The organism is Caulobacter sp. GW821-FHT11E11, assembly GCF_058808315.1.
Map to the genome: position 1 here is coordinate 447,167 of NZ_JBXARO010000003.1, position 15,871 is coordinate 463,037.

Annotated in this window: 11 protein-coding genes; 7 read left to right on the forward strand and 4 right to left on the reverse strand. The window is 66.8% G+C overall.

The genetic code is table 11. The features are described from left to right. The first annotated feature begins 13 nt into the window (after window positions 1-13). A complete protein-coding gene (locus AC1RR5_RS09295; RefSeq protein WP_492921059.1) occupies window positions 14-1,513 on the forward strand; it encodes a tryptophan halogenase family protein in 1,500 nt (499 codons plus the stop codon). Here the strand turns inward: AC1RR5_RS09295 and AC1RR5_RS09300 are convergent. The 4 genes from AC1RR5_RS09300 to AC1RR5_RS09315 all read right to left on the reverse strand — a co-directional run bounded on the left by AC1RR5_RS09300 (window position 1,510) and on the right by AC1RR5_RS09315 (window position 6,071). After that, window positions 1,510-2,814, reverse strand: coding sequence for a glycosyltransferase family 4 protein (locus tag AC1RR5_RS09300; RefSeq protein WP_492921061.1), 1,305 nt, complete (start codon window positions 2,812-2,814; stop codon window positions 1,510-1,512). The genes AC1RR5_RS09295 and AC1RR5_RS09300 overlap by 4 nt on opposite strands. Before the next feature lie 10 nt (window positions 2,815-2,824). Further along, the gene (locus AC1RR5_RS09305) at window positions 2,825-4,093 is read right to left on the reverse strand and encodes an FkbM family methyltransferase (protein WP_492921063.1); all 1,269 of its coding nucleotides are present in this window, start codon (window positions 4,091-4,093) and stop codon (window positions 2,825-2,827) included. An 87-nt stretch (window positions 4,094-4,180) separates the two neighbouring features. Then, window positions 4,181-5,704 (reverse strand): hypothetical protein, encoded by a 1,524-nt coding sequence (locus AC1RR5_RS09310; RefSeq protein WP_492921064.1) that lies wholly within the window; start codon window positions 5,702-5,704, stop codon window positions 4,181-4,183. A gap of 67 nt (window positions 5,705-5,771) precedes the next feature. Then, window positions 5,772-6,071, reverse strand: coding sequence for a helix-turn-helix domain-containing protein (locus AC1RR5_RS09315; protein ID WP_492921065.1), 300 nt, complete (start codon window positions 6,069-6,071; stop codon window positions 5,772-5,774). 264 nt (window positions 6,072-6,335) lie between these two features. Between AC1RR5_RS09315 and AC1RR5_RS09320 the strand changes: the two genes are divergently transcribed. The 6 genes from AC1RR5_RS09320 to AC1RR5_RS09345 all read left to right on the forward strand — a co-directional run bounded on the left by AC1RR5_RS09320 (window position 6,336) and on the right by AC1RR5_RS09345 (window position 15,868). Further along, entirely contained in the window at window positions 6,336-9,638 is a 3,303-nt protein-coding gene (locus AC1RR5_RS09320; protein WP_492921066.1) for a beta strand repeat-containing protein, read from the forward strand. Window positions 9,639-9,915: 277 nt separating this feature from the next. After that, a complete protein-coding gene (locus tag AC1RR5_RS09325) occupies window positions 9,916-11,637 on the forward strand; it encodes a type I secretion system permease/ATPase (RefSeq protein ID WP_492921067.1) in 1,722 nt (573 codons plus the stop codon). Between the two features lie 61 nt (window positions 11,638-11,698). Continuing rightward, window positions 11,699-13,009, forward strand: a complete 1,311-nt coding sequence (locus tag AC1RR5_RS09330; RefSeq protein ID WP_492921068.1) for an HlyD family type I secretion periplasmic adaptor subunit — start codon at window positions 11,699-11,701, stop codon at window positions 13,007-13,009. 137 nt (window positions 13,010-13,146) lie between these two features. Further along, window positions 13,147-14,124 (forward strand): GDP-mannose 4,6-dehydratase, encoded by a 978-nt coding sequence (gene gmd, locus AC1RR5_RS09335; RefSeq protein ID WP_492921069.1) that lies wholly within the window; start codon window positions 13,147-13,149, stop codon window positions 14,122-14,124. After that, window positions 14,124-14,756: an acetyltransferase gene (locus AC1RR5_RS09340; RefSeq protein WP_492921070.1), complete on the forward strand. Its 633-nt coding sequence runs from the start codon at window positions 14,124-14,126 to the stop codon at window positions 14,754-14,756. The genes gmd and AC1RR5_RS09340 overlap by 1 nt, the downstream gene beginning before the upstream one ends. After that, a complete protein-coding gene (locus AC1RR5_RS09345) occupies window positions 14,753-15,868 on the forward strand; it encodes a DegT/DnrJ/EryC1/StrS family aminotransferase (protein ID WP_492921071.1) in 1,116 nt (371 codons plus the stop codon). The genes AC1RR5_RS09340 and AC1RR5_RS09345 overlap by 4 nt, the downstream gene beginning before the upstream one ends. Window positions 15,869-15,871: the final 3 nt, after the last annotated feature.

The following is a 15,871-nucleotide window of genomic DNA, read 5'->3' on the forward strand; positions in this document are numbered from 1 at the left end:
GGGGAGGGGCGCCATGACCCAGCAGACGATCCGCAAGGTGGTGATCGCGGGCGGTGGCACCGCCGGCTGGATGGCCGCCGCGGCCATGGCCCGACAGCTGGGCCCGCTGCTGGAGATCACCCTGGTCGAGTCCGAGGACATCGGCACGGTCGGGGTGGGGGAGTCGACCATCCCCACGGCGCGGACCTTCAACGCCTTGCTCGACATCGACGAGGCCGAGTTCATGCGCGCCACCCAGGCGACCTTCAAGCTGGGCATCTCGTTCGAGCACTGGGGCGAGATCGGCGATCGCTACATCCACTCGTTCGGCCAGGTCGGTAAATCCACCTGGATGGGCGGCTTCCATCACTTCTGGCTGCAGGCGCGCGAGCAGGGTTTCGGCGGTGAACTGGGCGACTACTGCCTGGAGCTGAAGGCGGCCGAGCAGAACCGCTTCTACACCGGCGAGAACGGCCCGCTGAACTACGCCTACCACCTGGACGCGGGCCTTTATGGCCGCTTCCTGCGCGGCATGGCCGAGGCCGACGGCGTGCGCCGCGTCGAGGGCAAGATCGCCTCGGTGCGCCAGAACGCCGAGAGCGGCTATGTCGAAGCGCTGATCATGGAGAATGGCGACGCCGTCGAGGGCGATCTCTTCATCGACTGCACCGGCTTCCGGAGCCTGCTGATCGAGCAGACCCTGAAGGCCGGATTCGAGGATTGGGGCCATTGGCTGCCAACCAATAGCGCCCTGGCTGTCCAGACCCGCTCGACCGAACCGGCCGTGCCCTATACCCGCGCCATCGCCCACCAGGCCGGCTGGCGCTGGAAGATCCCGTTGCAGCACCGCGTGGGCAACGGTCTCGTCTACTGCAGCGACTACATGTCGGATGAAGAGGCCCGCGACATGCTGACGGGCGAGATCGAGGGCGAGACCCTGATCGAGCCGCGCCTGATCCGCTACCGCACCGGCCGTCGCCGCAAGACCTGGGACAAGAACGTCGTGGCGCTGGGCCTGGCCAGCGGCTTCGTCGAGCCGCTGGAATCGACCTCGATCCACCTGATCATGGTCGGGATGACCCGGCTGATGAAGCTGTTCCCGTTCGGCGGGATCAGCCAGGCCGCCGTCGATCACTACAACCGTCAGGCCGACGACGAGCTGGAGAAGATCCGCGACTTCATCATCCTGCACTACAAGGCGACCGAGCGGACCGACAGCCCGTTCTGGGACCGTGTGCGGACCATGGAGATCCCCGACAGCCTGGCCCATCGGATCGCGCTGTTCCGGGAAAGCGCCCAGGTCTACCAGGCGCCGGGCGAGCTGTTCCAGACCGACTCCTGGCTACAGGTGCTGCTGGGCCAGCGCGTGCAGCCCCAGACCTATCACCACATGGGTCGGCTGATGCCGCCGCAGCAGCTGAAGCAGGCGCTGGACGACCTGAAGCGCAACATCGCGGGCGTGCTGCCGCGCCTGCCGCAGCACCAGGCCTTCCTGGACAGCTACTGCGCGCCGGCGGTCAGCAAGAGCGCTTAAGACTCGATCGGCGCGAACAGCTTCTGCAGCGTGGCGCCGATGCGGGTCGTGGCCGGGTCGGTGTCGGACAGGCCCATGGCCTTCAGCGCGCCGCCCAGGCGATGGCCGACGGCCAGCAGGGGACGGCCGGTGACCTGGGCCTTGGCCAGGCCCTCGATCGCCTCGGCGTAGCGGGCGGCGTTGAGGTTTTCCAGCGCCCAGGTGCGGGCCGCCTTGCCGGTCTTGCGGCGCAGGGCCTCGTCGGCGACCAGGCGCTCCAGGACCTCGCGCAGTTCCTCGACGACGATCTCACCGTCGATCTTGAACACCAGGTCGTCGGGCAGCTCGCCATAGAAGCCGGCGCGGGCCACCACGGTCGGGCGGCCACTCAGCATGCCTTCGCAGGCCGAGCCCGAGGCGCCTTCCAGCACCGGCTTGCGCAGGGCGACCATGATGTCGGCCTCGTCGAGGCGGCGATCCAGCATCTCGTCGTCGACGGCGCCGTCGATGACCAGGTTCTCGAAACCCACCTCGGCGGCGACGGCTTCCAGCTTGGCGCGCTCCTCGTCCGAGATCGGACCGACCAGGCGATAGACGCAGGCCTTCAGGGCGTCGGAGCCGCCGATGGCGCGGATGGCGTCGGCCACGCGCTTGTTGGGGTTCATCACCCCGACGGTGGTGAGGGTCAGCTGGCTCTTAGCCTTGGGCGGGCCGGGCGGTGTCGTGCGGTCGGGGCAGCACAGCGAGGTGACGGCCACGGGACCCTGGACGACGGCCTCCAGCTTGGGCGCGTAGAAGCGGGCGTGGGCCAGGGCGGCTTCGCAGCGGCGGGCCAGCCACTCGGTCATCGGCAGGTGCTTGGCGATCTCGCCCATGTCCAGCATCTGGCCCGAGCGGACGGCTACGGCGTGCGGCAGGGCCGCCTCGCCATAGGTCGCGACGATCTCGGCGTCGTGCCGACGATAGTCCAGGCCGTTGTAGTGCAGCCAGCCCGAGAACAGGTTGTAGATATAGAAGTCGTGGAAGATCCCCAGGCACGGCGCGGCGTCCAGGATCGCGAACACGCCAGCGTGGAAGGGATAGTTGTCGCCGATATTGACGATGACGACATCGAACTCGGTCCGCAGGCGCGCCAGATCATAACGGCGCCAGTGATGGACCGGCAGGCGCGTCGGGTGCAGCGGCTCGGCCGCGTCATCCTGGTCCTCACAGCGCAGGATCTCGACCTGGTGGCCGCGCGCGGCCAGGGCCTTGGCGACCTCGGCGCTGACCCGGCCGATCGACGAGCGCAGGACGAAGGGCGTCACCCAGCAGATCTTCATTGGGCGGGTCCTAGCGCTTCAGCAGGCGCTTTTCGGCGTCGCCGCCGGCGCGCACGAAGGCGATATTGGCCGAGACCACCTTGGCGGCGGCCTTGGCGCTGGTCGGCTCGGCTGCGCTGGTCGCCTCGTCGATGATGTAGGCCTTGAAACCGGCGTCGGCGAAGGCCTTGAACCACTGGGCCGGGGTCTGGCCGACGCGCTTGAGGTGCTCGGGGCCGAACTCGGCGACGATGGCCAGATCCGGGTTCTTGGCGATCACGCCCTTCATGCCGGCCAGCACGTCCAGTTCGGCGCCCTCGACGTCGATCTTGACCACGTCCATGCGCTTGGCCGGGGCGACGTCGTCCAGACGGACCACCTCGACCTGGATCTCGCGCGAGCCTTCGGTCTCGGGCAGGGCGTACAGCGAGCTGTGGCCGATGATGTCGCTGACGTGGAAAGTCAGTTGGCCGGCCTTCTCGCCGACGGCCTGGTCGCGCACCTCGACCCAGGACAGGCCGTTGAGGTGGCGCATCTTCTCGAGGTTCGAGCGGGGCACGGCCTCGGGCTCGAAGGCGATGACCTTGCCGGTTGGTCCAGCGGACCATGCCATAACGAGCGTAAGCAGACCGATATTGGCGCCGACGTCGGCCACGACCATGCCGGGCTGGACCAGGCGGCGCAGCACGTCGCTGGTGCCGGGCTCCAGGCCCTTGCTGGTGGCGTTGGCCAGCATGGTGACGAAGGTCGGCAGGGCCGTGGGGGCCATGACGTAGCCGTCGCGCATGCGGATCGCGGTCGACTCGGCGTCGTAGTGGATCAGCGGCCGCTGCTTGATCTCCAGCTCGTCGAAGCGCGGACCGAACAGGCCGGGCAGGGCGGCCAACTGGCCAAAGGCCTGGTCGCCGCGGTTTTCGATGCGCTGGGTCGCCGGCTCGATGCGGGCCAGCTGGGCGGTCATCGACTGCATGGCCGCGGCCGAGACCTGCTGTTGCTGCAGGACGAGGTGCAGCAGGGTCTGGGTGTGGTCCAGGCGCGCCTGGGTCGCGTGCAGCTCGCCCGACAGGGCGGTCAGGTGATGCTGCGTCTGGCGCAGCTCGTGCTCGACCGTGGCCTGCAGGTAGCGCCGCGCATAGTTGGCGACCGGCGACAGCACCGGACCCAGCAGGCGGCGGGCGAAGGCGAAGCGGCGACGCGGCGGCGGACCGTTCGGGCCGGCCTCGGGCGAAGCATCGGAGGTCTCGATGACGGGAGCGCGCATGGCGGAGCTCATCGCCAGATCCAGGCGTACGGGCCTCAAGTCAGTCCTTCCCGAGCACGGCGCGCGGAGCGCCAACGCTTCCCTGAGCGGTCACTTCCCGGGGCAGGAGCCCACAGGGCGTCCGGTCTAGACCACAACCCCGTCGTGGAGGAAGGACGAAATATGGCCCACCAGATTGACCGAGCTGCCATCGAAGAAATGGAAGGTCATGCTGCTCACGTGGTCAATCGAACCCGGATCAGACAGCACGCGGGCGTCGAAAATCACGACCTCGCGCCCTTCGGTGATGATCTGGACGTTGTGAGTATGGGCGATGAAATAGTCGATGAACTGGCGCACCACCTCGGTCGGCACGATCCCCGAGAAGTTCAGCGCCGGCTTCGGCGGGGACGGGTCGATCGGCGCGGGCGCACCGGGCGTGGGGTCCGGCTTGGCGGGCGGAGTCTCGCCGCCCACGGGTCCGAGATCGCCGCCGTTTCCGGAACCCTCCGTCGGCGTCGTCGGCGTCGTCGGGGCCGTTTCGATCGGAGTCTGCGGGTGCTCGGGCTGGGTGACCTCGAAATGGTCGCCGCGCGCGATGATGTTGGCCAGGACTTCCGGCAGCTTGCTGACTTCGATGACCGAAATCCGCTGCGCGGCCTCGCCCACGACGTTGCGCACCAGTTCGACGGCGTCGACGACGAAGGCGTCGGCATGGCTCAGCCGGACGTCGATCGCCCAGGCGGCGGCGTCCGCGCTCGAGATCGGCTGGAACAGCGGCGCGGCCTTGTGCCAGGCCGCATCCGTGTCGCGCGGGGCGGTCTGCTCGAACGCCGCCGCATCCTGCGACACGGGCAGGGTCGACAGCAGGGAGACCAGCGACAGCACCGACGAGACCATGTGGGTCGGACTTGCCGTGATGTCGGTCGTAGAGACGGGGCGGCTCAGGGCCAGGCTGTCAGCATGCGTGCTGGCGGCCGGCGCGCCGGTGAAGTCCAGGGCGGCGGCGGCCGAGGCGATCGCCGTGCGGACGCTCGGGTCCATCGTTTCGGCCTGGGCCTGATAGTTCGAGGCCATCAGGGCGGCGGCCAGAATCAGGACGGCCTGGTTGGCCGGCAGCTGGGCCGTGTCATAGGCGGCGTCCGAAGAGGCGAGCGTCGAGGCGCCCTTCTGCGCGGCGCCGGGCTTGGACAGCAGGACCGGACGCGAATGGCCGCCCTTGTCGCTGGCCGAGCCGGTCTCGGCCGCGCGGGCCTCGCCCGTCTTGAAGAAGGCGGTGCCGACCACGGCGACCAGCAGGGCCGCGGGGTGGATCGACAGGTTGCTGTTGTTGTCCGAGCGGCGGATCAGCGGGTGGCGGGCCACCATGTTGCGGACCAGAGCCGTGAAGTCGAAGCCGCGGGCGATTTCCTCGTAGGCGGGGCCCGCGATGATGTACTCGCCGTCGATCCGGGCGAAGTGGATGACCACCTCGCCGTCGTCGGAACGGTAGAAGACGAACCACGGCTCGTTCTCGTCGCTCATGCCGCGGTCGGTGCCGACACGGATGCCGGCCCGGATCAGGGCGCTCTCGACGCGGTAGAACTCAGCCAGCTCCTGCTGCGTCCAGTCGGTTGGACGAGGGGCGATACGCGGCGAGCGCTGGAAGAACGAAAGGACCTGAGCGGCCATACGGTGGACGTTTCCCCACGTCTAAGACAAGCACGCCGGCCCCCGCCGGCGGCGCACACTAACCGAACTACTCTTCGCTGAATAGGATCTCGTAGGTGATGGGGTCGTAGAAGCGGAGCAGTTCGCGGACGAATACCTTCTCCTGGACCTCCAGGGCGATGGCCCAGTCGCGATATCGGTCCGGCGGGATGCGCCCGCGGCCGGTCTCGAGCTGCGAGATAAAAGTGTAGTAGTCGGCGCCGACCTTGGCGGCGAGTTGCCGTTGCGACAGGCCGGCGGCCTCGCGCCGCTCCTTTAGCCAGCGACCGCCCTCGCGGCGGAGATCTTGAACCTCCGAGGCGCTGCGGCGTTGTGGATTGCCGTACATAATCAATGACCTCGCACTTTACTGGTCGCGAGGAGCGCGGGCGCGCGCTCACTCATCCGACGGTCGAAAGCCCACTCAATATAGCTGCTTCGCGAGGGGGGTTCAAGGAACGCTATATAGGAATTTGCTGTACCGGTTACAAAAATGCTGTACGGCGCGATTTCGGGTATTGTGGACGTATGACGTTTGCTCTATAGCCATCGCTGCTCCCATGCGCGCCACTAGGTCGCAGGGGGTGTGGGATTTTTTTGGGAGACGAGCCAAATGGCTTATAACATTAATATGACGACGGCGACGACGTTCTTTACGAACGCCAACGCCGGCACGGGCCCCTCGGCGGCCCAAACGCTGGCCCTGCAGGCCATCGTGAACGATTTCGCGTCGGCTCAGATCACGGACGAAGTTGCGTTCGGCAAGATCGTGGATCTGGCCGCTGACAGCACGACCGCTGTCAGCGTCGGCGCCTATGAATTCTTCCTCGGCTACGCGCCGAGCCAGGCCGGCCTGACCGCCCTGAACGCCGCCTACGTCGGCTCGGGCGCTCAAGCCAACCTGAACGGCGAAAACCGCTTTATCGCTCAATCGGTGTCGCTGGCTCTGAACAACGCCGACGCCAAGGCCGCCTTCTCGGCTTCCTACGGCTCGCTGTCGGTCCAAGCCGCCGCCAAGGCCGCTTACCTGATCATCATCGGTCAGGCCGCCGCTGACGCCAACAACGTCAACGTCGACAACGCGGTCAACAACTTCCTGGCCAGCGCCAGCGCTCAGGCCTACTACAAGGCCTTCATCAAGGCGAACATCTCGGGCATCTCGGACGCCGACCTGGATCTGGCCGTGAAGGCCGCCATCGTTGGTGAAATCCTGTACCAAGCCACGTCGTTCGACACCGGCGCTGGCATCGGTTCGTACGCTTCTGCCACGACCAACCTGCTGAAGGACCTGGCCGACGACGGTAACCTGGTCGGCAACAACGTCGCCGGTATCGACCTGTTCGCGGCTTATGGCCAAGGCAACACGGGTGGCCAAACCTTCACGCTGACCACCGGCGTTGACGCGGGCGCGACCTTCACGGGCGGCAGCGGCGCTGACACGTTCAACGGCACCACCGGCACTAACGTCCTGACGGCTCTGGACTCGCTGGACGGCGGCGCTGGCACTGACACCCTGAACTACATCACGACCGCCGCCCTGACCGTTCCGGGCACGGCCACCGTGAAGAACATCGAAGTCGCGAACCTGACCAGCGGCGCGACCGTCACGGTCGACGCCTCGACCTGGACCGGTCTGACCACCCTGACCGCCAACAGCTACGGCGGTTCGGACGTCACGGTCGACGCGGCTTCGGTCACGGCCGTCGACAGCAACCTCGATGCGGGTTCGATCCTCATCACCGGCGCTTCGAACGCCACGGTCGACGCCTCGAAGGTCACCACCGGTGACATCACCGTGGCTGACGCCACCGGCGCTGTCGCCATCACCTCGCAACTGGTTGGCGGCGCTGCCGGCACCATCGAAGTGACCGGCGGTACGACGGTCAACATCACCCAGAACGTCAAGGCCGGCGTCACTGCGACGGCTGCTGATGTCGACGTGACCAACGGCGGCGACCTGATCTCGGTTTCGGCCACCGTCACCAAGGGCACCGGTGCGACCCTGACCTACAACACGGTCTCGATCACCGGCATCGCCGACGGCACCGACGCTGACGACACCATCAAGACCGTGTCGGCCAGCGGCTACACCACGCTGTCGACCACGGCGACCAACCAGATCTCCACGCTGAACCTGACCACCGGTTCGGGCAACATCATCATCGACAACAGCGACGCCGCTGTTGGCACGGCGGTGACCGCTCTGACCGTGAATGCCAACGGCCTGACCGGCGGCACGCTGGACGACGCGGACGTCTATGAGTCGCTGACCATCAAGACCTCGGGCGCTGCCTCGACGCTGGCGAACATCACGCTCGGCGCCCTGGAAACCCTGACGATCTCGGGCGACAAGAAGCTGACGCTGACCTCGCTGGCCGGCGCCACCGCGCTGGAAACCATCGACGCTTCGGCTTCGACGGGCGGCGTGACGATCGGCACGACCCTGGGCAACGGCATCTCCTTCGCCGGCGGCGCGGGCGTCGACACCATCACCCTGGGCACCACGACCAAGGCCATCACCACCGGTGACGGCAATGACATCGTGACGCTGGTTTCGGGCGGCGGCGTTGGCGTCGGTGGTTCGATCAACGCTGGCGCTGGCACGGGCGACGTCCTGTCGTTCGCCGACGCTGACGATGCGAGCACGCTGTCGGCTACGGGCACCTTCGAAGGCAAGATCTCGGGCTTCGAGATCGTCCGCCTGGCTGGCGCCGCTGGCGCTGGCGTGACCGCGAACCTCGCCAACCTCGACGACATCAAGCAAGTCGAAGTGACCGCCAACATCGGTCAAACCATCGCCCTGACCAACCTGGCCAGCGGTGGTTCGGTGAAGTACACGGCCGCTCAAGCCGCCGCCACGACCCTGACCGTTTCGGACGCGACGACCGGCACCGCCGACGTCGTGAACCTGGCGATCTCGGGCGTCGCCAGCCTGAACGTGAACACGATCAACGCCGCCAACGTCGAAACGGTCAACTTCTCGACCGACGATACGGCCACGACCGTCACCAACATCGCGCACACCGCGGCGCTGGTTGACGCCGCTGCCAAGGCGATCACGATCTCGGGCGACGCTGGCCTGGCCCTGACCTTCACGGGTACGGCTCTGGAAAGCTTCGACGCCAGCGGCGTGACCGCCGGCACCGTCACCTGGACCGCCGGCGCCACCGGCGACCTGGAAGTGAAGGGCGGCGCTTACGCCAACGTGTTCACCTTCAACGCCGTCGCCGGCGACATCACCTACACGGGTGGCGCGAAGGCCGACACGATCACCGCTGGTAACCATGACGGCGACAGCACCTGGTCGCTGGGCAACGGTGCCAACGCCCTGACCGTGGGCGATGGTGACAACACCGTCACCGGCGGCACGGGCGTCGACACCGTCACGGTCGGCGACGGCAACAACACCATCACCACCGGCGACGGTGCTGACGTTGTCGTCATCGGCACCGGCGAGAACACCGTGAACCTGGGCGCCGGCGACGACGTCCTGACGATCGGCGCTCAAGCTCACGTCAACACCGTTGATCTGGGCGCCGGCGACGACACCGTGATCTTCGACGGCGTCCAAACCGCAGCCGGCTTCTACACCTCGATCGCCAACGCTGACGCTGACGACGTTCTGGACTTCTCGAACACCGTCAACGGCACCGTCGACGCTGGTGCGCTGGGCACGAAGATCACCCTGGGTGGCGCTTCGAGCTTCGCGAACTACCTGGACGCCGCTGCCGCCGCCAACGACGGTGGTACGGACTCGGTCGTTCACTGGTTCACGTACAACGGCAACACCTACGTCGTGATCGACAACGATGACGCTGTGACGTTCCAAGACGGCGTTGACCAAGTCGTCGAACTGACGGGTATCCACAACCTGGCGACGTCGACCGTCGACGCCAACGGTGTGCTCACCCTCTAAGACTTCCACTGACATGCTCGCCCTCCGGGGCGGGCATGGCTTGGACGACTTTCGGACCCCCGGTTCTTCGGAGCCGGGGGTTTCGTTTTTTCTGGACTTTCCAGGCCTGCGGGGCTGGCTCGGTCTCTCGCGCGGGCGAGCGCCCCTTGCACCCCTCTCCGGAAAGTGGTCTAGCCGAAATGGAATGGGACGAGTTTTGGCCACGATTTCATGGTCGAGACGCGTCTTCTGCTAAAGCTCCCTTCGCCAGCGGTTTCTGGCGCCCCGAAGGCTCGACATGTTTTTGAAGCAATCCGGTAAGCCGACCATTCTCGACCGCGCGGTCGGGACGATGAAGCCTGCGGTGATCACCGCGATGGTCTTCAGCTTCTTCATCAACCTGCTGGCCTTGGTCAGCCCGGTCTACATGCTGCAGGTCTATGACCGCGTGCTGTCCAGCCGGAACGTCTCGACCCTGGTCGTCCTGACTTTGATCTGCGTCTTCCTCTATATGGTCTACGGCCTGCTCGAGGCTCTGCGGACCCAGGTGCTGGTGCGCGGCGGACTCAAGTTCGACGCCATGGCGCGCGACCCGATCTTCAAGGCGGTGCTGGAGTCGACGCTTGCCCGTCGCAGCCAGGGCGCCCAGGCGTTCCGCGACATGGACCAGGTCCGCGAGTTCATGACCGGCGGCCTGATCGCCTTCTGCGACGCGCCGTGGACGCCGGTCTTCATCATCGTCTCGTGGCTGCTCCATCCCTATTTTGCCGTGTTGGCGGTGATCAGCAGCTTCGTGATCTTCGGCTTGGCCGTGATGAACGACCGCGCCACCAAGAACCCTCTGCAGATGGCCACCATGGCCTCGATCGCGGCCCAGGCCGACGCCAACTCCACGCTGCGCAACGCCGAGGTCATGAAGGCCATGGGCATGTGGGGCGGCCTGCAAGCCCGCTGGCGCGGTCGCCGCGACGAGCAGGTGGCCTGGCAGGCGGCCGGCAGCGACGCTGGCGGCGCGGTGATGTCGGGTATCAAGGTGTTCCGCAACATCGTCCAGACGCTGATCCTGGGCGGTGGCGCCTATCTGGCGATCGATGGTAAGATCTCGGCCGGTGCGATGATCGCCGGCTCCATCCTGGTTGGTCGCGCCCTGGCGCCGATCGAAGGCGCGGTGGGCCAATGGAAGAACCTGCTGGGTACACGCGGCGCCTGGGATCGCTTGCAGGCCATGCTGCGCGAGAGCGACGAAAACGCCGAGCACATGCCGCTGCCCGATCCGCGCGGCGTGCTGTCGGCCGAAGCCGCCTCGATCCTGCCCCCCGGCGCCCAGGCGCCGTCCATGAAGCAGGCCAGCTTCCGCATCGAGGCCGGCATGGCCGTGGCCCTGGTCGGCCCCAGCGCCGCCGGCAAGTCCTCGCTGCTGCGTGGCATCGTCGGCGTGTGGCCGTGCGTGGCGGGCGTGATCCGCCTGGATGGCTACGACATCAAGCAGTGGGATCCCGAGAAGCTGGGCCGCCACATCGGTTACCTGCCGCAGGACATCGAGCTGTTCTCGGGCACCGTCGCCCAGAACATCGCCCGCTTCACCGAGTACGAGTCCCAGGAAGTCATCGAGGCGGCGATGCTCGCCGGCGTGCACGAGATGGTCCAGGGCCTGCCCATGGGCTACGATACGCCGATCGGCGAAGGCGGGGCGTCGTTGTCCGGCGGCCAGCGCCAGCGTCTCGCCTTGGCCCGCGCCGTGTTCCGCATGCCGGCCCTGCTGGTCCTCGACGAGCCGAACGCCAGCCTGGACCAGGTGGGCGAAGTGGCCCTGATGGAGGCCATGAACCGCCTGAAGGCGGCCAAGCGCACCGTGATCTTCGCGACGCACAAGGTGAACCTGCTGGCCCAGGCCGACTACATCATGGTCATCAATCAGGGTGTGATCGCCGATTTCGGCGAGCGCGCGCCCATGCTGGCCAAGCTGACGGGCGCCGCGCCGCAAGGTTCGGCTCCGACCCCGGCGCCGATCCGTAACTGACGTCCGCCAGAACACCTTCCAGAGGCCGCCTTCGCGGCGCGCCCATCAGGCTGAAAGCAAGATGAAGCCCCCTAAAATTCAACGTCCTACGGACAACTTCAAGGGCGTGGCCCGGATCGGTTACGCGGTCATCGCGATCACGTTCGTCGGTATCCTGGGCTGGTCGGCGTTCGCTCCTCTGGACAGCGCCGTGATCGCCAACGGCATCGTTTCCGCCGAGGGCAATCGCAAGACCATCCAGCACCTGGAAGGCGGCATGCTCCGCAAGATCCTGGTGCGGGAAGGGGACAAGGTGACGGCGGGCCAGGTCCTGTTCGAGCTGGACCCGACCCAGGCCAACGCCGCCGCCGGCATCACGCGCAACCAGTATATCGCGCTGAAGGCCATGGAGGCCCGCCTGCTGGCCGAGCGCGATCAGCGGCCGTCCATCAGCTTCCCCGCCGAGCTGACCAGCCAGCGCACCGATCCGATGGTCGCGCGCGCCCTGGCCGACGAACAGTCGCAGTTCATCGAGCGCCAGCAGACCATCCGCGGTCAGGTCGATCTGATGAACGCCCAGCGCGAGCAGTATCAGAGCGAGATCGAGGGCATCGAGCGCCAGACCCAAGGCCTGAAGGACCAGCTCGGCTTTATCGAGGACGAGCTTTCGGACCTGCGCAAGATCTATGACAAGGGCCTGGTGCCGCGTCCGCGCCTGCTGGCGCTGGAGCGTGAGCAGGCCTCGCTGTCGGGCTCGATCGGCCGTCTCACCGCCGACCGCGCCAAGGCCGTCCAAGGCGCGGGCGAAACCCAGCTGAAGATCCGCCAGATCAAGCAGCAGCGCTTCGAGGAAGTCAGCCAGAGCATCACCGAAACCCGCGTGAGGCTGGCCGAGGTGACCGAGAAGGAGGTCGTGGCCTCCGACGCCCAGCGGCGGATCAATATCGTCTCGCCGGTCAGCGGCACGGCCCAGAACCTGCGCTTCTTCACCGAAGGCGCCGTGGTTCGTCCTGGCGAGCCGCTGATCGACATCGCCCCCGGCGACGAAGCCTTCGTCATCCAGGCGCACTTCGCGCCGACCGACGTCGACAATGTCCACCCGGGCATGGTGACCGAGGTGCGTCTGCCCGCCTTCCACTCGCGCAAGATCCCGATCCTGAACGGCAAGATCGAGTCGATCTCGCGTGACCGTCTGGTCGACGCGGAGGGCAAGACCGCCTACTTCCTCGGGATCGTCCGCGTCGACGTCAGGCAGCTGCCGAAGGAATACCGCCCGCGCGTCACCGCCGGCATGCCGGCCCAGGTGGTCGTGCCGACCGGCGAGCGCACCGTGCTGCAGTACCTGTTCGAGCCGCTGCGCGACACCCTGCGCACCACCATGCGCGAGGAGTAGCCGGACGATTTCAAGAGCCTGAATTCGCACGCTTTTCGGAAAGCGGCGTCGCGCGCCGGAAATGTAGCCGGCGGCGCTTTCCAATCGGCTCCAATAGTGTAGTCAGAACCTTTCTTTCTTACTGGAGTCGATAGAGCGTGGCGAAGACGGCTTTGATCACCGGCATCACCGGCCAGGATGGGGCGTATCTCGCCAAGCTGCTGCTGGAGAAGGGTTACACCGTCCACGGCATGCTGCGTCGCTCGGCCTCGGCCGACGTGATCGGCGACCGCCTGCGCTGGATCGGCGTCTATGACGACGTCCAGCTGGAACTGGGCGACCTGCTGGACTCCGGCGGCCTGTCGCGCCTGATGCGCCGCCTGCAGCCCGACGAGGTCTACAACCTGGCCGCCCAGAGCTTCGTGGGCGCCTCGTGGGACCAGCCGAACCTGACGGGTCAGGTCACCGGCATCGGCACGACCAACATGCTGGAAGCGGTGCGCCTGGAGTGCCCGCAGGCCCGCTTTTACCAAGCCTCTTCGTCGGAGATGTACGGCCTGGTTCAGCACCCGGTGCAGTCGGAGAAGACCCCGTTCTATCCGCGCTCGCCGTACGCCGTGGCCAAGATGTACGCCCACTGGATGACGGTGAACTATCGCGAGAGCTTCGGCCTGCACGCCTCGGCCGGCATCCTGTTCAACCACGAGAGCCCGCTGCGCGGCATCGAGTTCGTGACCCGCAAGGTCACCGACGCCGTGGCGGCCATCAAGCTGGGCCAGCAGAAGACCGTCGACCTGGGCAACCTGGACGCCAAGCGCGACTGGGGCCACGCCCAGGACTATGTCGAGGCCATGTGGCTGATGCTGCAGCAGGAGACCCCGGACGACTACGTGGTCGCCACCGGTAAGACCTGGACGGTCCGCGAGATGTGCGAGGTGGCCTTCTCCACCGTCGGCCTGAACTACCAGGACCACATCACGATCAATCCGAAGTTCCTGCGTCCCGCTGAAGTGGATCTGCTGCTCGGCGACCCGACCAAGGCCAAGGAAAAGCTGGGCTGGGAGCCCAAGATCACCATGCAGGATCTGATCGCCGAGATGGTCGAAGCCGACCTCGTGCGGCGCTCGCGGAACTGATGGGGGCCGGCGTCGTCATCATCGGCGGCGGCGGCCACGCCAAGGTGGTCATCGAAAGCCTGCGGGCCTCCGGCAAGACGGTGGCGGCGATCGTCGACGCCGATCCGACGCCGCGTCAGGTGCTGGACGTTCCGGTGGTCGGCGACGACCTGAAGCTGCCCGAGCTGCTAGAGCAGGGGTTTTCCGAGCTGTTCGTGGCGATCGGCGACAACCGGCTGCGCGAGAAGCTGGGGCGCAAGGCTCAGGCTCTGGGCTTTACCCTGGTCAACGCCATCCATCCCTCGGCGGTCATCTCGCCGACGGCGAAGGTGGGCGAGGGCGTCGCGATCATGGCTGGCGTGGCGATCAACGCCGATAGCCAGGTCGGCGATCTGTCCATCATCAATACGGGCGCGGTCGTGGATCACGACTGCCGCATGGGTGCGGCCTGCCACCTGGGCCCCGCCTCGGCCCTGGCCGGCGGCGTGACCGTCGGCGAGCGGGCCTTCCTCGGCGTCGGCGCGCGGGTGATTCCGGGCGTGACGATCGGGGCGGACACCACCGTCGGCGCCGGCGGCGTCGTGGTGCGTGACCTTCCGGACGGCGTACTGGCAGTCGGCGTACCCGTGAAGATAAAAGGAGAGCGTTCTTGAGTAGCCTGCCGCGGATTTCCGTCGCCCAGCCCAGCCTCGACGGCAATGAGCGCGACTATGTGCTCGAATGCATGGATTCGACATGGATCTCGTCGGCCGGCCGCTTCATCACCGACTTCGAGAAGGCCTTCGCCGACTACTGCGGCGTCAAGCACGCCATCACCTGCAACAACGGCACGACGGCGCTGCACCTGGCCCTGGTCGCCATGGGCATCGGCCCAGGCGATGAGGTGATCATCCCCAGCCTGACCTACATCGCCTCGTGCAACGCGGTGACCTATTGCGGCGGCACGGTGGTCTTGGTCGACAACGATCCGCGCACCTTCAACGTCGATCCGGCGGCGATCGAAGCCAAGATCACGCCGCGCACCAAGGCGATCATGCCGGTCCATCTGTATGGCCAGGTGGCCGACATGGACCCGATCCTGGAGATCGCCAGGAAGCACAACCTGCTGGTCATCGAGGACGCGGCCGAGGCCGTGGGTGCGACCTACAAGGGCAAGATGTCGGGCTCGCTGGGCGACTGCGCCACCTTCAGCTTCTTCGGCAACAAGATCATCACCACCGGCGAAGGCGGGATGATCACCACCAATGACGACGAGCTGGCCAAGACCATGCGGCTGTATCGCAGCCAGGGCATGGATCCGAACCGTCGCTACTGGTTCCCCGTCGTCGGCTTCAACTACCGCATGACCAACATCCAGGCGGCCATCGGCCTGGCCCAGTTGGAACGGGTCGAGCATCACTTGGCCGCTCGCGAGCAGGTCGTGGCCTGGTACGAAGAGAAGCTGGCGCGCCTGGGCAACCGAGTGATCAAGCCGCATGTCGCCGACACCGGCCGCCACGTGTTCTGGATGTACACCGTGCGCCTGGGCGAGGGCCTGACCACCTCGCGCGACCAGGTGATCAAGGACCTGGACGCCCTGGGCATCGAGAGCCGCCCGGTGTTCCACCCGATGCACATCATGCCGCCCTATGCCCACCTGGCGACCGGCGATCTGGCCCAGGCCGAGGCCTGTGGCGCGGACGGCCTGAACCTGCCGACCCATGCGGGCCTGACCGAAGCCGACATCGACCGCGTCGTGGCCGCGCTCGACCAGGTTCTGGTCTAGCCG